Origin of the sequence: Streptomyces sp. NPDC058872, assembly GCF_042743065.1 — a bacterium.
Classification (GTDB): Bacteria; Actinomycetota; Actinomycetes; order Streptomycetales; family Streptomycetaceae; genus Streptomyces.
On record NZ_JBHYMK010000017.1, the window covers coordinates 1 to 23,778 of the forward strand.

Here is a 23,778-nt window from a genome sequence, read left to right on the forward strand (position 1 = left end):
GTCGCCGAGCAGTTCGGCGCCCGAGGTCCGGTGCAGACCGTCTCCACCGGGTGCACCTCCGGACTCGACGCGGTCGGCTACGCCTTCCACACCATCGAGGAGGGCCGGGCGGACGTCGTGATCGCCGGGGCGTCCGATTCGCCGATCTCCCCGATCACTATGGCGTGCTTCGACGCCATCAAGGCGACCTCTCCCGACAACGACGACCCCGAGCACGCCTCCAAACCCTTCGACAACCGTCGCAACGGTTTCGTCATGGGCGAGGGTGCGGCGGTCCTCGTCCTGGAGGAGTACGAGCACGCCCGGGCCCGCGGCGCACACGTCTACTGCGAGATCAGCGGCTACGCCACCTACGGCAACGCCTACCACATGACCGGTCTGACCGGCGAAGGGCTGGAGATGGCCCGGGCCATCGACACCGCGCTCGACCAGGCCCGTCTCGACCCCACGTCGATCGACTACGTCAACGCGCACGGCTCCGGCACCCGCCAGAACGACCGGCACGAGACCGCCGCCGTCAAACGGTCCCTGGGCTCCCACGCGTACGACACGCCCATGAGTTCCATCAAATCCATGGTGGGCCACTCGCTCGGGGCGATCGGCGCCATAGAGGTCGCCGCCTGCGTGCTGGCCCTGCAGCACCAGGTGGTGCCCCCGACCGCCAACTACGAGGTCCCCGACCCCGAGTGCGACCTGGACTACGTGCCGCGCACCGCCCGCCCCCGGAAGCTGAAGAACGTGCTCTCCGTCGGCAGCGGCTTCGGCGGCTTCCAGTCCGCCGTGCTCCTGACCGGGCCGGGCGGGAGGACACGATGAGCACACAGCGGCCCCCACGGGCGGTCGTCACCGGCATCGGTGTGATCGCCCCCAACGGATTGCGCTCCGACGCCTACTGGAAGTCCGTCCGAGAAGGCCTCGGCGTCCTCGACCGGATCACCCGCGAGGGCTGTGAGCACCTGCCCCTCAAGGTCGCGGGCCAGGTCGAGGGCTTCGACGCCTCGGCCCTCATCGACGAGCGCTTCCTCGTCCAGACCGACCGGTTCACCCACTACGCCATGGCCGCGGCGGCCCTCGCCCTCGTCGACGCCGGCCTCGGCCGGGGCGACGCCCCGGACGAGCCCTTCTCCATCGGCGTCGTCACCGCCGCCGGCTCCGGAGGCGGCGAGTTCGGCCAGCGAGAGCTGCAGAAGCTCTGGGGGCAGGGGTCCAAGTTCGTCGGCCCGTACCAGTCCATCGCCTGGTTCTACGCCGCGAGCACCGGCCAGATCTCCATTCGGCACGGCTTCAAGGGCCCCTGCGGCGTCGTCGCCAGCGACGAGGCGGGCGGCCTCGACTCCCTCGCCCACGCCGCCCGCGCCGTTCGACGGGGCACCGGTGCGGTCGTCGTCGGAGCCGCCGAAGCGCCGCTCGCCCCGTACTCGATGGTGTGCCAGCTCGGTTATCCCGAGCTCAGCACCGTCGAGGACCCGGAGCGGGCCTACCGTCCCTTCACGGCGAAGGCGTGCGGCTTCGTCCCCGCCGAGGGCGGTGCCATGCTCGTCGTCGAGGACGAGACCCGCGCCCTCGACCGGGGCGCGACCGTACGGGCCACCCTCGCCGGCCACGGCGCCACCTTCACCGGCGCCTCCCGCTGGGACCTGTCCCGCGAGGGGCTCGCCCAGGCCATCCGGGTGGCGCTCGACGAGGCGGACTGCGCCCCGGAGGAGATCGACGTGGTCTTCCCCGACGCCCTCGGCGTTCCGGAGGCGGACCGCGCCGAAGCGCTCGCGATCGCCGACGTCCTGGGAGCGCACGCCCGGCGCGTCCCCGTGACGGCACCCAAGACCGGCTTCGGCCGGGCCTATTGCGGGGCACCCGTCCTGGACGCCTCGGCCGCCGTGCTTGCCATGGAACACGGCCTGGTGCCCCCGACCCCCAACGTGTTCGACATCGACCACGACCTCGACGTGGTGGTGTCCCGCGCTCGCCCTGCCGAGCTGCGCACGGCCCTCGTCCTCAGCAGGGGACTCATGGGATCCAATGCGGCGCTCGTCGTGCGCCGCGGTGGTGGACTCGCCCGCTAGCCCGGGCGGAGAAGGAGGAACGACATGATCACCCAGGAACTCACCTTCGGCGAACTGGCCGCGCTGATGAAGCACTCGGCGGGCGTCACGATCGACCCCGCACGGCTCGAACAGGACCCCGACACCCCGTTCAACGGCCTCGGTGTCGACTCGCTCGGCCTGCTGGGCATCGTCGGCGAGCTGGAGAACCGCCACGGCGTGTCGCTGCCCACCGACGCCGAGCGCTGCAAGACGCCCGCAGAGTTCGTCGTCCTCGTCAACAACGCCCTGGCAGGAGTCTGACGTGTCCGCACACACCGACAACAGCATCACCATCGACGCCCCCCTCGACCTGGTCTGGGACATGACCAACGACATCGAGAACTGGCCCCGGCTCTTCAGCGAGTACGCCTCCGTCGAGGTCCTCTCCCGCGAGGGCGACACCACCACCTTCCGCCTGACCATGCACCCGGACGAGAACGGGAAGGTCTGGAGCTGGGTGTCGGAGCGCACCACGGACCGCGTCAACCGGACGGTACGGGCCCGCCGGGTCGAGACCGGCCCCTTCGCGCACATGGAGATCGCCTGGGAGTACGAGGAACTGCCCGGCGGCGTCCAGATGCGGTGGATCCAGGACTTCGCCATGAAGCCCGACGCCCCCGTCGACGACGCGTGGATGACGGACAACATCAACCGCAACTCCCGCATCCAGATGGCGCTCATCCGGGACCGGCTGGTCGAGGCCGCGCGCGAGCGCCGGAGCGCACCGGTCACCCCCGCCTGACGGGCATCCCCAGGAAGGAGAACCATGCACCACGCACTGATCGTCGCCCGCATGGCGCCCGGTTCGGCGCCGGCCATCGCGGACGTGTTCGCCGAATCCGACCGGGGCGAACTGCCGCAGCTGGTGGGCGTCGCCCGGCGCAGCCTGTTCCAGTTCGGGGACGTGTACCTGCACCTGATCGAGTCGGAGCAGGACCCGGCCCCGCACGTCGCGAAGCTGGTCGGTCACCCCGAGTTCCGCAGCGTGAGCGAGCGTCTGTCGACGTACGTCAGCGCGTACGACCCGAAGACCTGGCGGAGCCCCCAGGACGCCATGGCGCACTGCTTCTACCGTTGGGAGCGGAGCACCGGCACCTGAGCCGGACGACCCGGTGAAACCCGAGGCCGCCCGTCCCGCGACAGACGCGGAACGGGCGGCCTCGGGTTTCACCGGGCCCTTCTCGATCAGCCGGGCACGGTGCACTCGAAGGCGTGGAGGTAGGCGTTGACCGGGCGGATCTCGTCGATGGCGAGGCCCGCGTCCGTCAGCCGGTCCACCATGCTCTGTCGGGTGTGCTTCGCACCGCCGACGTTGAGCAGGAGCAGCAGGTCCATCGCCGTGGTGAAGCGCATCGAGGGAGTGTCGTCCACGAGGTTCTCGATGACGATGACCCGGGCCCCGGGCCGCGCGACCCCGCGGATGTTCGCCAAGGTCCGGCGGGTGCTGTCGTCGTCCCACTCCAGGATGTTCTTGATGACGTAGACGTCGGCCCGGACCGGAATGTCCTCGCGGCAGTCCCCGGGTTCGATGCGCACCCGGGAGGACAGCGCGCCGCCTTCCCGCAGTCGCGGATCGGCGTTCGCCACCACCGCGGGGAGGTCGAGCAGGGTGCCGTGCAGTTCGGGGTGCTTCTCCAGCAGGCTCGCCAGGACGTGTCCCTGACCGCCGCCGATGTCCGCGACCGAGGACGCGCCCCGCAGGTCGAGGAGTTCGGCGACGTCCTGCGCCGATTGTCGGCTCGACGTCGTCATGGCCCGGTTGAACACGTGGGCGGACTCGGGCGCCTCCTCGTTGAGGTACGAGAAGAACTCGCGGTCGTACACGTCCTCGAAGACGTTGCGGCCGGAGCGCACCGCCTCGTCGAGCTTGGGCCATACGTCCCAGGTCCAGGGCTCGGTGCACCACAGCGCGATGTAGCGCAGGCTGTGCGGATCGTCCTCGCGCAGCAGGCGGGACATCTCGGTGTGCGCGAAGGAGCCGTCGGGCTGCTCGATGAAGATGCCCTGACAGGAGAGGGCGCGCAGCAGCCGGCGCAGGGTGTGCGGTTCGGTCTTCACCGCGGTCGCGAGGTCCTCCGCCGTCATGGGCGCGTCGCCGAGGGCGTCGGCCACGCCCAGGCGGGCCGCCGCGCGCACGGCGGCGGCGGTTGCCGCGCCGAAGACGAGTTCGCGCAGTCGCATGGGGGGCGGGGGGACGGAATCGACGGTCGTCATCTGTCTCGCCTTGCCTTTGCTGTCGTGCCGTACGGGCCGTTGTGCCGTACGGGTGAGGGGAGGGAAGCGTCGGGGCGTCGGGTCAGCACAGACCCGCGGGTTCGGAGACGCCGCAGGTGTTGCCGTGGAAGGTGTTGCCCGTGCCGGTGTCCCGGTTGGCCAGGTCGGCGCCGCCGTTGCGCAGCACCGTGTTGTCGCGGATCTCGTTGCGCTCGTTGTGGACGCCCACGAAGCTCTTGAAGAGCACGATGCCGCCGGACAGCGGTGAGGTGCCCACGTTGTCCACGACCCGGTTGTGGGCGACGAGGGTTTCCTCGGCGCCGGTGAGGACGATGCCCGAGCCCTGGAGGAAGGGCAGACGGGGGGTCTTGGGACACAGCTTGTTGTTGTCGTGGACGTGGTTCCAGCGCAAGCGCATGGCTCCGGCGCGCGGTGCGGACTCGTCGCCCACCACGAACACGGCGGCACAGTTGCCCGTCGCCTCGTTGCGGTCGACGGTCAGGTTGCGCACGCGCCGCACCGTGATCCCGATCCGGTTGCCGGACAGCCGGTTGTGACTGATGACCGTGCCCCCGGTGTCGATGGCGCCGGCCTCTTCGGAGACGGTGTTGGCCACGAACAGGCCGGCGTCCCCGTTGTTGCGGGCGGTGTTGTGCCGCAGCACGCTGCGCACGGACCGCTCCTGGGCGATGCCCCAGGTGCCGTTGGACTCGGCGGTGACCCGCTGCACCTCCAGACGATCGGTCCACTTGGCCCACAGGCCGTTCTTGGCGAAGCCCCTGAGGGTCAGCGAGCGCACCCGCACGCCCTCGACGGGACGCCCCTCGTTGCCGGTCACGCAGATGCCGTTGCCCGCCTCGGCGCACGGGTCGTCGCCGGGGTCGGCGGCGGGCACGATGACGGTGGGGAAGACGGTCGAACCGCGCAGCGTCAGGTGCGAGGTGGTGATGCGGACGCTTTCGCGGTAGGTGCCGGGGGAGAGGACGATGGTGTCGCCGGGGTGCGCGGCGTCCACGGCCTTCTGGATCGATTCGCCGGGTTTCACCCGGTGCACCGAGGAGCTGGCGGACGCGGGCGCGGCGGTGCCGACCCCCGTGGCCGCCAGCGTGGCGGTGCACGCCAGGAGGGCGATCTGTCGTTTCGTCATATGGCGAAGCTATGAGGGCGTGTTCCGGCTCGCCACCGCTGATCCCCCGGGTGGGCCGGGGCCGACCGGGCCCTTCTCGGCCCCACTCCTTTTGCGCGCGGACGGCCGGATCACCCTCGGGGTGGCATCCCGTCGCGGTGACCTGCGGTGACGGGGCGAGTGGCGGAGCGGGCCGCCGCTGCCGTGGGGCCGACCGGCGGGCGCCCGAACGTGCGCCCCGTGTTGCGGCGCCGGGGGACCGGCCTTTGCCTCGTGCACGGAGCACAGCACAGGTGCCGCGCGAAGAAGCCGGCCGGAAAGCTCCACCGAAGGAGAGAAGCATGCGTCGCGCCCGTACCGGTCTCCAGGTCACCCTGATCGTCGGTGCCGTCGTCCTGTCCGCCCCCGCGGCCCTCGCCGCCCCGGGGGGACCCTCCGGGGACGTCCGCGTCACCCCGCGGCACGCAACTCCCGGCACCACCGTCACCGTCCGTACGACCGCTTGTGGAAAGGAGACCTACGGGAAGGGCGAATCCGAGGTCGGAGGCAAGTTCCACCTGTTCCAGGGCGATCGCCCCGGTGTCCTGGAGGGTGAGTTCCGGGTCCCGGACGATGCCGCGTCCGGGATGGACACGGTGACCCTGAAGTGTCCGCCGCGGATCAAGCAGACCGTCACCTACCGCATCTCCGGCCTGCCGAACGGCGCCGTCGAGGCGGGCTTCGGCTGGGCCGCGGAGGCCGCGGGGGAGAGCGGCGCGGGCGCCGCGCGCACGGGGATCGCCCTGGGGGGCACGGCCCTGATCGGCGGAGCCCTTGCGGTCGGGGCGATCCGGATGCGCCGGCGGTCTCCGGGAGGCCGCACGGCGGAGTGACGGACGGGCGGCCGGGGCGGTCAGCGCGCCCCGGCCGCCGGCGGAGCCGGTCCGCCGCGCGGTCGGGGGGTACCTGCGCGGGGCGCCCTGCCCGGCAGGGAGGGTCGGGACATCAGACTCGTGGCCGTGGTCGAGGCCTCGGCTCGGGGGCCGGGGCTACTCCCCGTGCAGCGGGGCGCGCGCACGGCAGGACCCGGAGGCCGTCCGTGTGCGCGCAGGAGGCGAGGAAGACCACAGAAGCCACGTGGTGATCGTTCAATTGCATTTCAAGTACTGAAAATGCTTGCTTCGCAAGCCTGTTGTGACCGCTGGAGGCTGTCCTTCCAGCAAGGTCACATGGTGAACCCGAACTGACTATGCTCCCCGATGTGTTGCGGCGTGCTCACAGCGAGTCACGGACGCTGTGGTGCGCGTGGACCGAGCGCGGCTGCAGGGGGAAGGGAGCGTCGACGCGATCCCTCGGTGACCCGCCGACGCCTCGCATCACCCCAGTCCGTTCGTTTCAGACTGTTGAGGGACCTTCTGATGGTTCGTTCAGGCTCGATCTCCAGACCCCGGCCAAGCTCGGTCACCCGGGTGTGGCTCCTCCCGCCCGGGATCCTGGCCGGAGCCTCCGTCATGGCGCTGCTCTTCTCCCCCGCGGGGATACGGACACCGGTGGCCTGGTGCGCACTGGCCGCCGTCCTCCTCACGGTCGTCGCCTCCGCCGAGGCCGTGCGCCGCACGCGTGCGGCGGAAGAGGTCCGTCACAGACGCGCGGGCGTCGAGGCGGCGGAGCGACACGCGGAACAGGAGGCCGCGCTGCTGGGGCGCCTCGCGGACCAGCGGGCCACCGTGGTCTGGCTCGCCGAGGAACTCCTCCCGGCGGCCGTCGCCCGGCTCCAGAAGGGCGACCCCTCGTCGGAGATCCTGAACGCCGCCACCTTCGGCAAGCACCTCGACCACGAGTTCACCGAGGCGCTGAAGGGGACCCTGCGGACGTTCCTGGAAGCGGTGGAAGCCGAGGAGCACACACGGGACGCCTCCCAGCGGGCGCTCGTGGCGGTCGCCCGGCGGGTCCAGGCGATCGTGCACCAACTCGCCAAGGACCTGCACGCCATGCAGATCCTCCACGGCACCGACCTCGTGGTCTCCCGCGGCCTGCAGGACGTCGACCACCGCAACGCGCTGATCGGCCGACTGGCGGCCAGCATCGCCGTCCTCGGCGACGCCAGGCCCGGACGCCAGTGGTCGAAGGCGATCCCGCTCTACGACGTCCTGCGCGGTGCGATGTCGCGGATCGTCGACTATCCCCGGGTGAAGCTCCAGTCGGTTGCCGAGGTGGCGGTGATCGGCCCCGGCGCCGAGCCGCTGATCCACCTCCTCGCCGAGCTGCTCGACAACGCCACGACGTTCTCCCCGCCGCACACCCCGGTGGAGGTCACCGCGAGCGAGGTGCCCTCCGGCATCGCGATCGAGATCGAGGACCGGGGAGTCGGACTCACGGAAGAGGTCCGGCAACGGGTCGAGCGCGTCATGGCCCAGTCGCAGAACGGCATCAACCTCGCCGGCCTCGGCGAAGTGACCCAGCTCGGACTTCCGGTCGTCAGCCGACTGGCCCGCGAGCACGGCTGCGAGGTCCACCTGAGGACCTCTGCCTACGGAGGCGTACGGGCCGTGGTGCTCGTTCCCCGGCGCCTGATCACCACGGTGCCGCAGTCGGCGCTGCGCTTCCCGGACCCCGTCCGCAAGCGCACCGGGGGACCGGTCCCGCCCAGGACGACACCGGCACCCGACCCGGTCATGGACACCGGTGAGGTCAGGACGACCGCCAGCGGTCTCCCCCAACGACAGCGCGAATCGCCCGCGCTTCCGCAGCGACGCCGCGATTCGCCCGTCCCGACACCCGTCGTCCAGACCGGGACCGCACCCCCCGCCGCCCCGACGACCTCCGGCCCGACCCGTCAACCCGGTCTGATGTGGGAGGCGTTCAACGGCGACAAGCGAGGCGACGGGAGAGCGGTCGCCGAGTCATTCCCTTCCCCCAGCGAGCCGTCAGATGAGGACGAGTAACATGCAGCCACTGCCGAACATGGACTGGATGCTCACGGAGCTCGTGGGCAGCGTCCCGTACGTGCGACACGTGGTCGTGCTGTCGTCGGACGGCCTGTGCATCGGACAGGCGAACACGGCTCCCGACACCGCCGACGCCATCGCCGCGGCCTGCTCCGGCATCCAGAGCCTGGCGAAGGCCATCGCCCAGATGTTCCCGCACGGCGACGGTTCCACGCGGATGGTCGGGATCGAGGCCGACGGCGGCTACTTCTCCCTGATGGCCGCCGGCCCCGGAGCCTACCTCGCGGTCCTCGCCGACCAGGAGGTGGACGCCGGCCTGCTGGGCGACCGCATGCGCACCCTGGTGGTCCGGATCGGCCAGCACATGACCAGCCCGCCCCGTGAGGACGTCGGGCAGGCGATGTGACATCGGAGAACCAGGACCCCTGGAATGAAGGCACACCCGTCCCGCTCTACGTCATTACCGGTGGCCCGGGTTCCTCGGCCGGGGCCTTCAACTTGGTCACCCTCATCGCGACGAGGTCCGAACCCGACCCCGCGATGCAACCCGAACAGGTGGCCATCCTCTCGATGTGCACGTACCCGCTCTCCGTGGCCGAGGTGTCGGCACACCTCCGGCTGCCGTTCAGCGTGGTCACCGTGCTGCTGTCCAAGCTCGTCGAGGAGGAGCGGGTCGAGGCCATCGCACCCGTGCCCGTGGCGGCATACCCCGAACGCGGCCTACTGGAGGCGGTGATCCATGGACTACGCAAGCTCTGACGTACTCGACATCGGCCGAAGCGACACCGATCTGCTCCTGCCCCACGGTGCCAGGGGGGTGAAGGTCGTCGTCGTCGGAGGCTTCGGAGTCGGCAAGACGACCATGGTGGGGGCGGTGAGCGAGATTCCGCCCCTGACCACCGAGGAGACCATGACGCAGGCGGGCGTCGGGATCGACCACAATCCCGGTGCCCGGGGAAAGAACACCACGACCGTCGCCATGGACTTCGGACGGATCAGCATCAACCGGGAACTGATCCTCTACCTGTTCGGAACCCCCGGACAGGAACGGTTCTGGTTCCTGTGGAACGGCATCTTCGAAGGCGCCCTCGGTGCCGTGGTCCTCGTCGACACCCGCAGGATCGAAGTCTGCTTCGAGGTCATCACCCGCCTCGAGGACCGGCGCGTCCCGTTCGTCGTGGCCGTCAACGCCTTCCCGGAGGCCCCGCAGTACCCCGTAGCAGACCTCCGCACCGCTCTGGCCCTCAGCGAATCCGTACCGATCGTCACCTGTGACGCACGGGACCGGGCGTCCTGCCGCGACGCCCTCCTCGCCCTGATGGGTTACCTGTGCACCCTCGCCGCCGCCCAGGAGACCGCATGACCGTCCCACCCGCCGAACGCGCCACCGAGCAAGCCGGGGCGATCCCGCCCCCGGGCTGTCCCGCCCACCTCCCCACGGGCCCCGGTGGAGCCACCCGGCTCTACGGCCACGCCGCGGAGACGGACCCGATGGGCCTGTACGAGAAACTGCGCGCCGCCCACGGCCCGGTGGCCCCCGTCCTGCTCGACGGGGACGTGCGCGCCTGGCTCGTCCTGGGCTACCTGGAGAACCGCGAAGTGGCCAGCAGGCCCACCCAGTTCTCCCGTGACCCCCGGGTCTGGCACGGCTGGCGCAGCGGGGAGATCGACCCCGCCACCTCCCCGCTGATGCCGATGATCGGCTGGCGCCCGGACTGCGTCTGCGCCGACGGCGAGGAGCACCAGCGGCTGCGCGGAGCCGTCACGGCCGGCCTCAGCCAGTTCGACCACCGCGGCGTCCGGCGCCACATCACCCGCTTCGCCCACCAACTGATCGACACCTTCTGCGAGGCCGGCGAGGCGGAACTGGTGAACCAGTTCACCGAGCACCTGCCGATGCTCACCCTCACCCATCTGCTCGGAATGTCGGACGAGTCCGGCCCCAAACTGGTGCATGCGGCCCGGGACCTCTTCAAGGCCACCGAGACCTCCCTCGCCAGCAACGCCTATGTGCTGGAGTGCCTCGAACAGCTCGTGCTCGACAAGCGCGTCCGCCCGGGGCACGACATCGCCTCCGCACTGATGGCCCATCCCGCGGGCCTCACGGACGAGGAGGTCCAGCACCACCTCCGGCTCATCCTGCTCGCCGGCTACGAGACGACCGCCAACCTCATGTCCAACGTCCTGCGCATGGTGGTCACCGACCCCCGGTTCCGCGGTTCGTTGGCCGGCGGCCAGATGACCCTGCCCGAGGCCGTCGAGCAGGTCCTCTGGGACGAACCCCCGCTGATGGTGTGTCCGGGCCGCTGGGCCAATGGCGACACCCACCTCGGGGGGCAGCAGATCAAGGCGGGGGACATGCTCCTGCTCGGACTCGCCGCGGGCAACGTCGACCAGGCGATCCGTCCCGATCCCGCGACCCCCGTGCACCACAACCGTGCGCACCTGTCCTTCAGCGCCGGCACCCACGAATGCCCCGGTCAGGACATCGGCCGCATCATCGCCGACGCGGGCATCGACATCCTGCTCACCCGACTCCCCGACATCGCCCTCTCCGTTCCCGAGGAGAGCCTCAGCTGGCGCTCCTCCACCTGGGCCCGGCACCTGACGGCCCTGCCGGTGAGCTTCGCCCCCCGTGCCCCCAAGGCCCTCGACCTCCCGGCCCCGCTGCCCGCCCCGCCGCCGCGCAGCACCGGCCTGCCGTCCGAGCCTCCGGGAGCGACGCCCGGACCCGGGGCGGCACCCGTACCCGTGCCCCGGCCCTCGTGGCTCGTGCGCGTCCGACGCCTCCTGCGAAGGCGATAGCCCCACGCCGAGGCACCCCGCTGCCCTCAGTCCGAGGAGGTGTAGCGGGGTGCTCCGGTGTACCAGGCGTGGAGGCCGGACAGGAAACCGCAGGCGCCCCGCAACCAGGACTCCAGCTCCGCCCGGTCCTCCTGGTCCAGGCCGGAGCGTCGGACGAGCAGCGGGAGTTCCTGTCGTCGCAGGTGCTCGAAGTCCCGCAGACGGGAGTTGACCAGGTGGAGGGCGGCGGGAACCGCGTCGTGCAGGCTGATGCCGAGGGAGTTTCCGACGACCAGGACCAGGTTGTTGACGTCGTTCTCCTCGTGCACCTCGCGCTCGTACGAGGCGATGTCGTTCGCCAGCCCCATGAAGTCCATGAAGGCGTCGAGCAGGGCGCGCACGGTCCGGCTGTGCCGTATCGGTTCGGGCACGCGCGCGCCGGTGGCCAGTTCGACCGAGTAGGGGGCGGTGTAGGCGGCGAAGCTCTCCCGGCGGAAGGGGGCGTAGTCGATCAGATGGGGGACGCGGCCGTTGCGGCTGTTGGCCAGTTCTTCCACCCCCGCGTCGACGTACCGGGTCAGGGCCCGGTTGAACTCCGCCCGCCAGTGGGCGAGCCTCGGCGGGAAGAGGTGTTGCTGCAGATCGGCGATCCCCCTCTCGACCGCGTTCGTCGGTTCCGGCATCCGGGCGTCCTGCTCGGGACGGAGGAAGGCGTGCAGCCGTGCGGTGAAGGCCAGGGCGCCGGTGAGGTCACCGGTCTGCTTGAAGGTCGAGGCGAAGTAATCGTCCCAGGCCAGGGCCCAGACGTTGAAGCGGTGGTTGAGCCTCAGGTCGGCGAGCGAGGCGTCCGGGAGCGTCCAGGCGGTCAGTTGGTCCACGGTCATGGCGTGGAACTTCGCCCTCGTCCATATCGGGGGGTGAGCCGATGGCCCCCCGTGGTCGTCCAGCATTCCCATGGCGCGGGCCCAGGACTCGCTCTCCTCGTGCAGGACCGCCAGGTACGGATTGACCCGCAGCGCATGGGGCATCCACAAGTGGGGCAGTTCGACGGCACGCACGGTCATGGGGACCGACCTCCCTCTCGCTCCGGCCCGCATCGGTGTGCCGCGAGCCCGAGCACTGCCCGTCATGCGGCTCTGCAAACCTGCCCGCGCAGGACGACCGGAAACCGTACAACTGTCCCTTGCTGACAGGGAGATGGATGCTCCCTCGTGGGCGGGAGGCGACCCTTCGGGCACGGCGGGATCCGTGGGGCGCCCGGCACGGCAGGGGGCTTCCCCGCAGGACTCCGACGGACCGCGACGGCTCAGTCGTCGAAGGAACCGTGGCGCCCCGCCCCGGCCGCGAAGCGTGCGGCGCCCGTGAGGGTCTCGCCGGCCGACAGCGGCACCATGCCGTGTCGCAGCTCTGCGGCCAGGGCCTCGGACTCGGGCAGTCCGTGTTGTTCCCGCACGGACAACCGGTCGTGGCGCAGGCACGACCGGGGGAATCCGGCGATCTCCCGCGCCAGTTCCTCCGCTGCGGAGCGGGCCCGACCGGTCGGCACGAGGCGGTTGGCGAGCCCGATCGCGTGCGCCTCGGCGGCCGGGACCGCCCGGCCGGTCAGGATCAGGTCCATGGCGCGGCTCTCGCCGATCAGTCGGGGCAGTCGGACGGTGCCGCCGTCGATCAGCGGCACCCCCCAGCGGCGGCAGAACACCCCGAAGACCGCGTCCTCCTCCACCACGCGCAGATCGCACCAGAGGGCGAGCTCCAGTCCGCCGGCCACGGCATGACCGGCAATGGCAGCGATGACGGGTTTGGTCAGGCGCAGCCGGGTCGGTCCCATCGGGCCGTCGCCATCGGGTGCCACCCGGTTCCCGTTCGCGGTGCCGACGGCCTTGAGGTCGGCGCCCGCGCAGAACGTTCCGCCCTCGCCCCAGAGGACCGCGACCGCTGCCCCCTCGTCTTCTTCGAAGGCCCGGAAGGCATCGGCCAGCTGCCCGGCCGTCGGCCCGTCCACGGCGTTCCGTGCGGCGGGCCGGGAGAGGATCACGGTCGTGACGGGTCCGTCACGTTCGACGCGGACGGCGTCCCCGGCCACCGGTGTCGCTGCTGTGTCGGTCATGGCGGCATTCTGGTGCTGGCCGTGCCCCGTTGGCCAGACCGCTCGGCCGGCGGTCTCGCGTCGGGGATTCAGGGGGAGGACGGTGCCGGCCCGAGGACGCGGTCGAGGTACGGGTTGGTGAACGCCCCGGTCGGGTCGAGTGCGTCCCGGAGCGCGACGAAGCCGTCGAAGTGCGGGTACCGGGGGCGCAGGTCGGCCGCGTCCAAGTCGTGCATCTTGCCCCAGTGGGGGCGTCCGCCGTACGAGCCGAGGATGTCCTGACAGGCGCGGAAGTAGCGGCGGTACGGCATGCGGTGGTACTGGTGGAAGGCGATGTAGCAGGTGTCGCGGCCCTGCGCGGTGGAGAGCCAGATGTCGTCGGCAGCGGCGAAGCGCACTTCCAGGGGGAAGGACACCTTCTCCTCGTGGGCGTCGATCCAGCGCTTGAGCTCGCGCAGTGCGTCTCCCGCGTGTTCGCGGGGAACGGCGAACTCGCCCTCGTGGAAGCGGACGTCGCGCACCGAGGCGAAGACCCGGTGGGACAGGTCCGTCCATTCGCGGGAGGACATGGCCCGGGCCGCGAACCGGGTGATCGGCGGAACGAGTCCGGGAAAGCGGGTGCCGATCCGGTTGAGCCCCTCGAAGCCCAGGCCGCTGACGGTCTCGTCGAGGCGGCGGGCGAACGCGCCGATGGGCTTGAGCGGCACGGTGGCGGGCAGCCGTCGGAACCGCCGGGTGAGCGCGGTCCCGGAGTGCGGGAACCAGAAGAACTCGAAGTGGTCGTTGTCCGCGGCGAACCCGTCGATGTCCGCGAGCACGTCCGCGACGGGCATGGCGACGTCGTGGGCGTGCAGGGCGAAGAGCGGGACGCACTGGAGCGTCACCCGGGTGATGACGCCCAGGGCGCCCAGGCCGACGCGGGCCGCTGCGAACAGTTCCGGGTGCTCGTCGGCGGAGCAGGTGGTGACCGATCCGTCGGCGAGGACCAGTTCCAGGGCGCGGACCTGGGTCGCGATGCCCCCGAACCGGGCTCCGCTCCCGTGGGTGCCGGTCGAGATGGCGCCGGACACGGTCTGCCGGTCGATGTCGCCGAGGTTCTCCATGGCGAGTCCCTGGGCGGCGAGCAGGGGGGTGAGCTTCCACAGCGGCATGCCCGCTCCGACGGTGACGAGCCCCGTGCGCGGGTCGATCGAGGACACGCCGTCGAGCCGGTCCGGGCGGAGCTGTACATCGGGGGCGACCGCGACGGCGCTGAAGGAGTGCCCGGCCCCGACGGCCTTGACCCGCAGTCCGGACCGCGTGGCGTCCTTCACCGCCGCCGCCACCTCCTCCGTGCTCGCCGGCCGGAGGACGCGCCGCGGGCGGGCCTCTTCGTTGCCGGCCCAGTTGCGCCACACGCTGCTCATGCCAGGAGTCCCTTCGACCGGATCGGCGGAGGCCGACGCCCGTGCCGGCGACGGCTTCCGGGAAGACTGAACTTGGTCAACCGTCCAAGTCAAGGGGGCGGAAGCCTTGACTTGGACGGTTGACCAAGAGAGCGTGACGGCGTCGCACCGGTCCAGGGAAAGGCCGCACGCCATGGAGAACGCCCACACGGAAGGCGCCCGCACGGAAGGGGGCCGGAGGGCGGACGTGGACGGCGCGGCGCCGGTGGTCCCGCACCGCCGGTCGCCCTCGGTGCCCCCTGCGGGGTTCGCCGATCTGGAGGCGGCCACGGCGGGCCTCCGGCCGCCCTTCGCCGTGGTGGACCTCGGTGCCCTGCGGGCCAACGCCGTACACATGGTCCGCCGGGCGGGCGGCAAGCCGATCCGCCTCGCGAGCAAGTCGCTGCGCTGTCGGCCCCTCATCGGCGACGTGCTCCGGCAGCCGGGCTTCTCCGGCGTCCTCGCCTTCACCCTGGCGGAAGCCCTCTGGCTCGCAGAGGACACGGAGGACGTCCTGGTCGGGTATCCGACGGCGGACGTCCCCGCCCTGCGCCAACTGGGCTCCGATGAACGGGCGGCGGCCAGGGTGACCCTCATGGTGGATTCCGTGGAGCACCTCGCACTTATATCCGAAGCCGTCGGACCGTCCGGCCCCCCGCTCCGGATCTGCCTCGACCTCGACGCCTCGCTGCGTCTCCTGGGCGGCCGCCTGCACCTCGGCATGCGCCGTTCACCCGTCCACGCGCCGGAGCAGGCGGCGGAGTTGGCGCGAGCCGTCGTCTCCCGACCCCGATTCCGGCTCGTGGGCGTGATGGCGTACGAGGGGCAGATCGCGGGCGTGGGCGACAATCGGCCGGGGCCGGGCCCCATGCGCACCGCCGTACGGCTCGTCCAGCGGATCTCCGCCCGGGAACTGCGCGAGCGTCGCGCCGCCGCCGTCCGCGCGGTCCGCTCCGTGGCATCCCTCGCATTCGTCAACGGCGGAGGCACCGGCAGCCTGGAATCGACCTCGGCCGAACCGGCCGTCACCGAACTCGGTGCGGGTTCCGGGATCTACGCCCCCGCCCTCTTCGACCACTACCGGGGGTTCCGCCCCCTCCCCGCCGCGTACTTCGCCCTGGCCGTGGTCCGCCGTCCCGCACCCCGCCACGTCACGGTCCAGGGTGGCGGTTGGGTCGCCTCCGGTGCTCCCGGCGCGGACCGCCTCCCGGTTCCCGTCTGGCCGAGGGGCCTGGGGCTGCTGCCCGCCGAGGGGGCCGGCGAAGTGCAGACCCCGCTCGTCGGCGGGGCTGCCGACGGGCTGCGGCTGGGAGACCTCGTGTGGTTCCGGCACGCCAAGGCGGGCGAACTCTGCGAGCGGGTCGACCGGCTGCACCTGGTGGAGGGCGACCGGATCGTGGACGTCGTCCCCACCTATCGCGGAGAGGGCCACGCGTTCCTGTGACGCCGGCGGCTGCCCCGGACCGCCGGAGCCGCGGACGCCGCCCTGCATGCGGTGGGATAGGTTGACCCGGTTCGTTCCGCACCGTCGTACGCCGAGGAGCTCGCCATGACCCGCTTGTCCGCCGACGAGCGCAGGGAGCAGTTGGTCGAGGCGGCGATCCGGGTCATGATCCGTGGAGGCGTCGCCAGGACGACCACCCGCGCCGTCGTGACCGAGGCGGGGGTGCCGCTCGGCGCCTTCCACTACTGCTTCCGCTCCAAGGAGGAACTCCTGCAGAGCGTGATCGAGCGGATCACCCGGCGGACCCTGCCGCCCGTCACGGCCCGTCCCGAGGGCGCCACGTCGTACGAGGTCATCCACGCCGCCCTGCACGCCTACTGGGACCGGGTGTGCGAGCGCCCGGCCGAGCACCTGGTCACCTACGAGCTCACCCAGTACGCCCTGCGCGAGCCCGGTCTGGCGGACCTGGCACGCAAGCAGTACCAGCACTACCTGGACCTGAACCGGGAGCACCTGGAGGCCCTCGCCCGCGCGCTGGGCACCAGTTGGACGGTTGACCTCCCGGTGCTCGCCCGGCACGGTTTGGGCGTCCTGGACGGCCTCACCCTCAACTGGCTCATCGACCGCGACGACGCCCAGGCCTCGGCGGCCCTGGACGAGTACGCCCGGTACCTCGCCTCCGTGGTGCGCGACGCCGGGTGAGGCGCCGGCGGTCCGCCCGCGGGGCGCGCTGCCCCTGCCCGACCCCGTGCCCGCGGTCGAGGTCGCGTCGATCCGCCCCGCGTCGATCCGCGTCGATCCGCGTCGACCCGGTCCGTTCCCGCGACACGAGTCGTCGCTCCTGTGCAGGGTCCGCCGCACGCCTTCCTGGCCCGGGGCTTCCGGTCCCGTGCGAAAACCGAGGGCGCCGGGCGCGGGGCGTCGGTTAGGGTAGACACATGTCTACGCCCCGAATTTCCTAGCTGAGGACCCGCTTCCACGTCAGAAGTGTGTCCTTTTGCTTTTTCGGAGCGTCATCCCATGATCACCGTTCGCGATGTCGAGCTGCGCGCGGGCGCCCGCCTGCTGCTCTCCGACATCTCCTTCACCGTCTCTCCCGGCGACCGCATCGGCCTGGTCGGCCGCAACGGCGCGGGCAAGACCACCCTCATCGCCGCCCTCGCCGGTCAGGCCGGGCCTGCCGGGGGAACCGTCACCCACACCGGCCGGGTCGGGTTCCTCGCCCAGGACTCCCGCGCCGCCGACCAGCACCTCACCGTCGTCGACCGGATCCTCTCCGCCCGCGGCCTCGACACGGCCCTGCACCGGCTGCGGACGGCCGAGGCGGAGATGGCCGAGGCCGCCTCGCCCGCCGCCCTGGAGCGGGCGATGAAGGCCTACGCCCGCGCCGAGGCGGCCTTCCAGGCCGGCGGCGGATACGCCGCCGAGGCCGAGGCCGCCCGGGTGGCCGCCGGACTGGGGTTGCCCCACCGGGTCCTGGGCGAGCCGGTCGGCAGCCTGTCCGGCGGGCAACGACGCCGCGTCGAACTGGCGCGCATCCTCTTCGCCGGGCAGCAGGGCGTGTTGCTCCTGGACGAGCCGACCAACCACCTGGACGCCGACGCGGTCGCCTGGTTGCGCACCTTCCTCCAGGCCCACACCGGAGGCCTGGTGGTGATCAGCCACGACACCTCGCTGCTGGCCGCCGTGGTCAACCGGGTCTTCCACCTGGACGCCACCCGCGCCACGATCGACGTCCACAACACCGCCTGGGACGCCTATCTCGCCCAGCGGCGGACGGACGAACGCCGCCGGGACCGGGAGAGGGCGAGCGCCGAGCGCAAGGCGGCCACCCTGCACGCGCAGGCCGACCGGATGAAGGCCCGCTCGGCGACCGCCGCCATGGCCAAGAGCATGGCCCGGCGCGCCGACCGGATGCTGGCCGGGCTGGAACCGGCCCGGCGCACGGAGAGGGTCGCCAGGATCCGGCTGCCCGAACCGGCCCCCTGTGGGCGGACGCCGCTGGGCGCGGTCAGCCTCGCCAAGACCTACGGCGACCACCGGGTCCTCGGCGGAGTGGACCTCGCCGTGGACCGGGGCAGCCGCCTGGTGGTCCTGGGCCTCAACGGCGCGGGCAAGACCACGCTGCTGCGCCTCCTGGCCGGCGCGGAACGACCGGACTCCGGCCGCGTCGTGCACGGACACGGGCTGAGCCTGGGCTATTTCGCCCAGGAGCACGACACCTTGGCCCCCGGGCTGACGGTCCGGCAGAACCTGGCCGCGGCGGCTCCGCACCTCGACGACGTGGAGGCCCGGCACGTACTGGGAGCGTTCCTGTTCTCCGGGGACGACGCGGACAAGCGGGCCGGGGTGCTCTCCGGCGGTGAGAAGACCCGCCTGGCACTGGCCGGGCTGGTGCACTCCGGAGCCAACGTCCTGTTGCTGGACGAGCCGACCAACAACCTCGACCCCGCTTCGCGCGGCGAAGTCCTGGCCGCGGTCGGCGCGTACCCGGGGGCGATCGTGATGGTCACGCACGACGAGGGCGCCATCGACGCCCTGCGCCCCGACCGGGTCCTGCTGCTGCCGGACGCGGACGAGGACCTGTGGAGCGAGGACTACCGCGACCTGGTCGGCCTCGCCTGAGGCACCGCCTCCCCCGGCCGGGCGGACCTCGCCTCCCCCGGCCGGGCGGACCCGGCGTCCCCCGGCCGACCGGGCGGCGGATCCGCAGCTCCCCTTACGCACCGGAGCATGAGCCCCTACCCCACCCCTGCTCGCCGATGACCCACCGGTCAATGAATCGTTGACGGGCGCACCGGGTCCGCAGGTCCACATGAGTTCTGTGCAGTACTCGCTGGAGAACCGTCCGCGCTCCGTGGCGCACCTCTTCTTCGATCGGGTCGCGGCCACCCCCGATCGCGAGGCCTACCGCCATCCGGTGGCGATCGACCGGGCGGCCCCCGGCAGGGAGGAGCGGCGCGCACTGACCTGGGGCCAGACCGCGGAGCGCGTGACGGCGGTCGCCGCCGGTCTGCTCTCCCCCGGACTGTGCAGCGAGGAGCGCGTCGCCGTCTCCTCCGCGACACGGGTGGAGTGGATCCTCGCCGATCTGGGGGCGATGTGTGCGGGCGCCGCCGTGACCGCCGTCTACCCGAGCACCAACGCCGACGAGACGGCGTACGTCCTCTTCGAGCCGGTGGCGGACCCACCCCAGGTGAAGGGGCTGGAGGTCCTGACCCTCGCCGGGCTGGAGGAACGCGGCACGGCGCACCTGAAGGAGCATCCGGACGCCGTCACGACGACCGTGCGGGGCATCGGACCCGAGCAGCTCGCCACCCTGATCTACACCTCCGGAACGACCGGCAGGCCCAAGGGCGTTCGCCTGGTGCACGACTGCTGGTCCTACCGGGCCGTCGCGTAGGAGGCCAGCGGACTGCTGATCCCCGACGACGCGCAGATCCTGTGGCTGCCGCTCTCCCACGTCTTCGGCAACGCCCTGATCTCCGGGCAGCAGCGCCTCGGGAAGCGCCGCGCTCGCCCCCGACATCGCCTACTTCTTCGCAGGCGCAGGCGCAGGCGCAGGCGCAGGGGTGCCGGTGCTCGAAGGCTACGGCCTGACCGACATGAGTGCGGGCTGCACCGTCAACCCGGTCGACGACTTCAGGGTCGGCACCGTCGGCAGGCCCCTGCCCGGTACGGAGGTCCGCATCGCCGAGGACGGGGAGGTGCTCCTCCGCGGACCCGGCGTCATGCGCGGCCACCACAACCTCCCGGAGAAGACCGCCGAGGTGTGGGAGGACGACGGCTGGTTCCACACCGGAGACATCGGCGCGGTGGACCGGGACGGCTTCCTCCGGATCACCGACCGCAAGAAGGACCTGTTCAAGACGTCCGGGGGAAGTACGTCGCACCGACGGAGATCGAGGGGCGGTTCGAGGCCGCGTGCCCCTACGCCAGCAACGTCCTGCTGGTCGGCCACAACCGCACCCACTGCACCGCCCTGATCGCCCTCGACGAGACCGTGATCATGCCCTGGGCGGCGTCCCACGGCCTCGCCGGCCCGCAGCTATGCCGAGGTCGTTTCCGCGCCGGAGACGCGCGCCCTGATCGACGGCCACGTGCAGCGCGTCAACGCCGGGGTGCAACGGTGGCAGACGATCAAGAAGTCCTCCCTGCTGTCGCGTGACCTCGACGTCGAGCACGGCGAGCTCACACCGAGCCCCAAGGCCAAGCGGCCCGTCGTGCCGGGGGAGTACGCCGACCTGGTCGATGCCGTGTACGCGGGCACCCGCGAGGCCTGACGACCGCAGCCGGCGTGGTCGTGGCCGTGGTCGTGGACGCGGTGCGCGGGACGGCGTGAGCAACGGCCGCACGGGGCGCCCGTGCGGGTGATATCGGCGCCGGGGCGACGCACACCTGCGTCCGGCGCTCCGGATGTGGGACGGTGGGGTCATGACGGTCCCCGTGATCCTCGACTGCGACCCCGGTCACGACGACGCCTTCAACATCCTGCTGGCCGCTGCGCACCCCCGGATCGAACTGCTCGCGATCACCACCGTCGCGGGCAACCAGACCCTGGAGAAGACCACGCTCAACGCCCGCCGGATCTGTGCGGTGGCCGGGATCCGGGACGTACCGATCGCGGCGGGACGGGACCGCCCGCTGCACGGACCGCGCCGGACCGCGGCCGACATCCACGGCGAATCCGGTCTCGACGGACCCGGGTTCGGCACGGGCGAGCCGGTGGTTCCACAGGATCCGCGCGACGCCCTCGCCCTGATCCGGGAGACCCTGCTGGCGCACCGCGCGCCCGTGACCCTCGTCCCGACCGGGCCGCTGACCAACATCGCGGCCCTCCTGCTCGCCCACCCCGACCTCGTCGGGCGGATCGAGCGGATCGTCCTGATGGGCGGCTCGACCGGACGGGGCAACACCACGCCCGCTGCCGAGTTCAACGTCCTGTGCGACCCGGAGGCGGCGGACGTCGTCTTCCGCAGCGGACTGCCGGTGACCATGTTCGGCCTCAACGCGACCCACCAGGTGCGGGCCACCCCTGCGGTCATCGCCCGGATCGCCGCGCTGGGCACCCCGCTCAGCCGGCTCTGCGTCGAGCTGCTCACCTACTTCGCCTCCACCTACCGTGAGGTGTACGGCTTCGACGCGCCGCCGTTGCACGACCCGCTGACCGTCGCCCACCTGATCAACCCCTCCTTGGTCAGCCTGGTGCGGGCCGCGGTGACCGTGGAGCTGAACGGCACGCACACCCGGGGGGCGACGGTGGTGGACCTGCACGGGGTGACGGGGCGACCCGCCGATGTGGAGGTCGGCATGGAGGTCGACGCGGAGGCCTTCTGGGACCTGATCGTGGAGGCCGTGCGCGTGCTCGGTACTCCCTCCGGGTAGTCTCCGGGGCCGTACCACGGACCGGTTCCGCCCCGACCGCTTCCGGCCCGGGCCGCATCGGGAGGACGTTCGACCCCGGTCGTCGACACCGCATCGGCGGAGCGCATTGCGGTGATGTTCGGGGGAACCCGCGGAATCGTTCGGGATGTCGTAGGAAGTGATCGTTTCTGCATGATGCCCTCGCCGGCATGAAGACCCCCATCAGACTCGCTCTCGCCGGCATGGCCCTGACGGCCCTGGCCGTCACCGCGCCGAATGCGACGGCCTCCGAGGGAGCCACCGGTCCGGAGCCGACGCCGGCACCGCTGGTCACCGCCGCCCACGCGGTGCCCGGGAAGTACATCGTGACCCTCGACGGGGCCGTCGACGCGGCCGAGACGGCGTCGACGCTGAACGTGAAGCCCACCTTCATCTACGAGCAGACCATCAACGGCTTCGCAGCGCCGCTGACCGAACTCCAGCTCGACGCCGTCAGGAAGGCCCCGGGCGTCCTGTCGGTGGAGCAGGACGCGGTCGCGCTGGCGCCGCCCCGCCCGACCGTTCCCGCCGCTTCCCGGAGGCCGGCCGCCACCTGGGGCCTGGACCGGATCAACCAGGCGAACCTGCCCCTCGACAACGACTTCACCACCCGGGGCAGCGGCGCCGGGGTGACCGCGTACGTCCTCGACACCGGCATCGACTACCACCACGAGGAGTTCGGCGGCCGTGCCTCCTTCGGCTTCGACGCCGTGGGCGACGGACGCTACGGCCAGGACTGCAACGGCCACGGCACGCACGTGGCCGGCACGGTCGCCGGTGCCACGTACGGAGTCGCCCGCAAGGCCGGCCTGGTGAGCGTCCGCGTGCTGGGGTGCGACGGCAGCGGCACGTACTCCGGCGTGATCGCCGGACTGGATTGGGTCGCCAGGAACGCCGAGCAGCCGGCGGTCCTGAACGGTTCCCTGGGCGGCGCCAAGTCCGCCGCCCTGAACAACGCCGCCACGGCCCTGTACGCCGCAGGCGTGTTGCCGGTCTTCGCCGCGGGCAACGACGCGAGGGACGCCTGCGGGGTTTCGCCCGCATCGGCGGAGGGCGTGGTCACGGTCGCGGCCTCCAACGTCTGGGACGAGGAGACCTCCTTCTCCAACTACGGTCCCTGCGTGGAGATCTATGCTCCCGGCCAGGACGTCGTGTCGGCACGGATCGGCGGCGGCTCGGTCGCCCACAGCGGTACTTCCATGGCCGCCCCGCACGTCACCGGCGTCGCCGCGCTCTACAAGGCCGAACACCCCACGGCGTCCCCGGCCGAGGTCGGCGAGTGGCTCGACGACCACGCGACGCAGGGACTCCTGACGAAGGTCAGCAGCGGCACCCCCAACCAGCTGCTGTTCACCGGCGGCCTGTAACACCCGCTGCCGCCGGTGCCCCGCCCCGGCACGCGGGTCGGGGCGGGGCACCGGCGGTCGACGGGACCGGGGCGTCCGGGCCCGCACCCGATCAGCCCGGTCGTGAGTTTCCGGCGCCCTCGGCTTCGAAGGTGCGCAGCAGGTCGGCCGCGACGCCCACGGCGATGGTCGCGGGTTCCTTGCCGGTGAGGTCGGCCAGACCGATCGGCGTCTTGATCCGATCGATGGCGTCGTCGTCGTGCCCGCCCTCGGTGGCGAGCCGCTTGCGGAACCGCGCCCACTTCGCCGCGGATCCGATCAGCCCGACGGAGCCCAGGTGACGGGTGCGCAGGGCGGCGTCACACAGGGCGGCGTCCTCGGCGTGGTCATGGGTCATGATCAGTACGTGGGTGCCGTGCGGCAGCTCCTCCAGCACCTCCTCCGGCAGCAAGGGGGCATGGTGCAGGTGCACCTGCGCGACTGCGTCCGCCAGCACCGCCAGCCGTTCCCCGGCGAGCATCGCGGAGCGGCTGTCGACCAGATGGAGGTCGAGGTCATGGCGCGCGAGGATGCGCGCCAGTTCGAGGCCGACGTGTCCGACGCCGAAGACCGCCACCGCCGGCACCACCGGAAGCGGTTCGAGCAGCACCGAGACCGCACCGCCGCAGCACTGCACGCCGTGTCGGCCGGTGACCTTGTCCGTCAGGGCGAAGTCGATCAGCTCCGGCTCCTGCTGCCCGGCGGAGAGCATCTCCCGGCAGCGGTCGATGGCGACGGCCTCGATGTTTCCGCCGCCGATCGATCCCCACGCATCGGTCGGCCCGACCACGAGCTTCGCACCGGCCCTGCGGGGGGCATGGCCGCGCACGGTCGCGACGGTCACGAGCACGCCGGATTCCCGGCGCGCCCGCAACCGCGCGACCGCGGTGACCCACGTCAG

At 71.8% G+C, this 23,778-nt stretch carries 22 protein-coding genes and 1 pseudogene; 17 read left to right on the forward strand and 6 right to left on the reverse strand.

All coding sequences use genetic code 11. The features are described from left to right. The 5 genes from ACFW22_RS13225 to ACFW22_RS13245 all read left to right on the forward strand — a co-directional run. The coding region (locus tag ACFW22_RS13225; protein WP_386402514.1) for a beta-ketoacyl-[acyl-carrier-protein] synthase family protein at positions 1-816 on the forward strand (816 nt) is incomplete at its 5' end. Continuing rightward, a complete protein-coding gene (locus ACFW22_RS13230; RefSeq protein ID WP_386402516.1) occupies positions 813-2,063 on the forward strand; it encodes a ketosynthase chain-length factor in 1,251 nt (416 codons plus the stop codon). The genes ACFW22_RS13225 and ACFW22_RS13230, both read left to right, overlap by 4 nt. A 24-nt stretch (positions 2,064-2,087) precedes the next feature. Continuing rightward, positions 2,088-2,345, forward strand: coding sequence for an acyl carrier protein (locus ACFW22_RS13235; protein ID WP_386402518.1), 258 nt, complete (start codon positions 2,088-2,090; stop codon positions 2,343-2,345). A gap of 1 nt (position 2,346) precedes the next feature. Then, entirely contained in the window at positions 2,347-2,826 is a 480-nt protein-coding gene (locus ACFW22_RS13240) for an SRPBCC family protein (RefSeq protein WP_384886878.1), read from the forward strand. Positions 2,827-2,850: 24 nt separating this feature from the next. Next, the gene (locus ACFW22_RS13245) at positions 2,851-3,183 is read left to right on the forward strand and encodes a TcmI family type II polyketide cyclase (protein WP_386402521.1); all 333 of its coding nucleotides are present in this window, start codon (positions 2,851-2,853) and stop codon (positions 3,181-3,183) included. A gap of 86 nt (positions 3,184-3,269) precedes the next feature. Here the strand turns inward: ACFW22_RS13245 and ACFW22_RS13250 are convergent, their stop codons facing one another. Continuing rightward, on the reverse strand, positions 3,270-4,298 hold the full coding sequence (locus ACFW22_RS13250) for a methyltransferase (RefSeq protein WP_386402523.1): 1,029 nt from the start codon (positions 4,296-4,298) through the stop codon (positions 3,270-3,272). A gap of 82 nt (positions 4,299-4,380) precedes the next feature. Beyond that, positions 4,381-5,445, reverse strand: a complete 1,065-nt coding sequence (locus tag ACFW22_RS13255; protein WP_386402525.1) for a nitrous oxide reductase family maturation protein NosD — start codon at positions 5,443-5,445, stop codon at positions 4,381-4,383. A gap of 320 nt (positions 5,446-5,765) precedes the next feature. Between ACFW22_RS13255 and ACFW22_RS13260 the strand changes: the two genes are divergently transcribed. The 6 genes from ACFW22_RS13260 to ACFW22_RS13285 all read left to right on the forward strand — a co-directional run bounded on the left by ACFW22_RS13260 (position 5,766) and on the right by ACFW22_RS13285 (position 11,156). Beyond that, the gene (locus ACFW22_RS13260; RefSeq protein ID WP_386402527.1) at positions 5,766-6,296 is read left to right on the forward strand and encodes a sortase; all 531 of its coding nucleotides are present in this window, start codon (positions 5,766-5,768) and stop codon (positions 6,294-6,296) included. A 525-nt stretch (positions 6,297-6,821) separates the two neighbouring features. Further along, complete coding sequence (locus tag ACFW22_RS13265; RefSeq protein WP_386402529.1) at positions 6,822-8,348, forward strand: ATP-binding protein; 1,527 nt, start codon at positions 6,822-6,824, stop codon at positions 8,346-8,348. A gap of 1 nt (position 8,349) precedes the next feature. Continuing rightward, positions 8,350-8,757 carry a roadblock/LC7 domain-containing protein gene (locus tag ACFW22_RS13270; RefSeq protein WP_386402531.1) on the forward strand — a complete coding sequence of 136 codons (408 nt, stop codon included), beginning with the start codon at positions 8,350-8,352 and terminating at the stop codon, positions 8,755-8,757. Further along, entirely contained in the window at positions 8,754-9,110 is a 357-nt protein-coding gene (locus ACFW22_RS13275; RefSeq protein WP_384886570.1) for a DUF742 domain-containing protein, read from the forward strand. The genes ACFW22_RS13270 and ACFW22_RS13275 overlap by 4 nt, the downstream gene beginning before the upstream one ends. Then, positions 9,091-9,714 carry an ATP/GTP-binding protein gene (locus tag ACFW22_RS13280; RefSeq protein ID WP_386402533.1) on the forward strand — a complete coding sequence of 208 codons (624 nt, stop codon included), beginning with the start codon at positions 9,091-9,093 and terminating at the stop codon, positions 9,712-9,714. Before ACFW22_RS13275 ends, ACFW22_RS13280 begins: the two co-directional genes overlap by 20 nt. Continuing rightward, positions 9,711-11,156 (forward strand): cytochrome P450, encoded by a 1,446-nt coding sequence (locus tag ACFW22_RS13285; RefSeq protein ID WP_386402535.1) that lies wholly within the window; start codon positions 9,711-9,713, stop codon positions 11,154-11,156. Before ACFW22_RS13280 ends, ACFW22_RS13285 begins: the two co-directional genes overlap by 4 nt. A gap of 26 nt (positions 11,157-11,182) precedes the next feature. Here ACFW22_RS13285 and ACFW22_RS13290 read toward each other — a convergent pair whose 3' ends face one another. The 3 genes from ACFW22_RS13290 to ACFW22_RS13300 all read right to left on the reverse strand — a co-directional run bounded on the left by ACFW22_RS13290 (position 11,183) and on the right by ACFW22_RS13300 (position 14,627). Next, positions 11,183-12,199, reverse strand: a complete 1,017-nt coding sequence (locus ACFW22_RS13290; protein WP_386402537.1) for a hypothetical protein — start codon at positions 12,197-12,199, stop codon at positions 11,183-11,185. Positions 12,200-12,441: 242 nt separating this feature from the next. After that, on the reverse strand, positions 12,442-13,242 hold the full coding sequence (locus ACFW22_RS13295; protein WP_386402539.1) for a crotonase/enoyl-CoA hydratase family protein: 801 nt from the start codon (positions 13,240-13,242) through the stop codon (positions 12,442-12,444). Between the two features lie 68 nt (positions 13,243-13,310). Continuing rightward, entirely contained in the window at positions 13,311-14,627 is a 1,317-nt protein-coding gene (locus ACFW22_RS13300; RefSeq protein ID WP_386402540.1) for a D-arabinono-1,4-lactone oxidase, read from the reverse strand. A gap of 172 nt (positions 14,628-14,799) precedes the next feature. Here ACFW22_RS13300 and ACFW22_RS13305 point away from each other — a divergent pair, with 172 nt between their 5' ends. The 6 genes and pseudogenes from ACFW22_RS13305 to ACFW22_RS13330 all read left to right on the forward strand — a co-directional run bounded on the left by ACFW22_RS13305 (position 14,800) and on the right by ACFW22_RS13330 (position 22,859). Continuing rightward, positions 14,800-16,089 carry an alanine racemase gene (locus ACFW22_RS13305; RefSeq protein WP_386402542.1) on the forward strand — a complete coding sequence of 430 codons (1,290 nt, stop codon included), beginning with the start codon at positions 14,800-14,802 and terminating at the stop codon, positions 16,087-16,089. 105 nt (positions 16,090-16,194) lie between these two features. After that, positions 16,195-16,791 carry a TetR/AcrR family transcriptional regulator gene (locus tag ACFW22_RS13310; RefSeq protein WP_386402544.1) on the forward strand — a complete coding sequence of 199 codons (597 nt, stop codon included), beginning with the start codon at positions 16,195-16,197 and terminating at the stop codon, positions 16,789-16,791. A 318-nt stretch (positions 16,792-17,109) separates the two neighbouring features. Further along, positions 17,110-18,714, forward strand: a complete 1,605-nt coding sequence (locus ACFW22_RS13315; protein WP_386402546.1) for an ABC-F family ATP-binding cassette domain-containing protein — start codon at positions 17,110-17,112, stop codon at positions 18,712-18,714. A 190-nt stretch (positions 18,715-18,904) separates the two neighbouring features. Next, positions 18,905-20,372 (forward strand): annotated as a pseudogene (locus tag ACFW22_RS13320) (AMP-dependent synthetase/ligase). A gap of 151 nt (positions 20,373-20,523) precedes the next feature. Continuing rightward, complete coding sequence (locus ACFW22_RS13325) at positions 20,524-21,474, forward strand: nucleoside hydrolase (protein ID WP_386402548.1); 951 nt, start codon at positions 20,524-20,526, stop codon at positions 21,472-21,474. A 188-nt stretch (positions 21,475-21,662) separates the two neighbouring features. Further along, the gene (locus ACFW22_RS13330) at positions 21,663-22,859 is read left to right on the forward strand and encodes a S8 family peptidase (protein WP_386402550.1); all 1,197 of its coding nucleotides are present in this window, start codon (positions 21,663-21,665) and stop codon (positions 22,857-22,859) included. A gap of 91 nt (positions 22,860-22,950) precedes the next feature. On the opposite strand, the gene xdhC is transcribed toward ACFW22_RS13330, so the two are convergent. After that, positions 22,951-23,778, reverse strand: a complete 828-nt coding sequence (gene xdhC / locus ACFW22_RS13335; protein WP_386402814.1) for a xanthine dehydrogenase accessory protein XdhC — start codon at positions 23,776-23,778, stop codon at positions 22,951-22,953.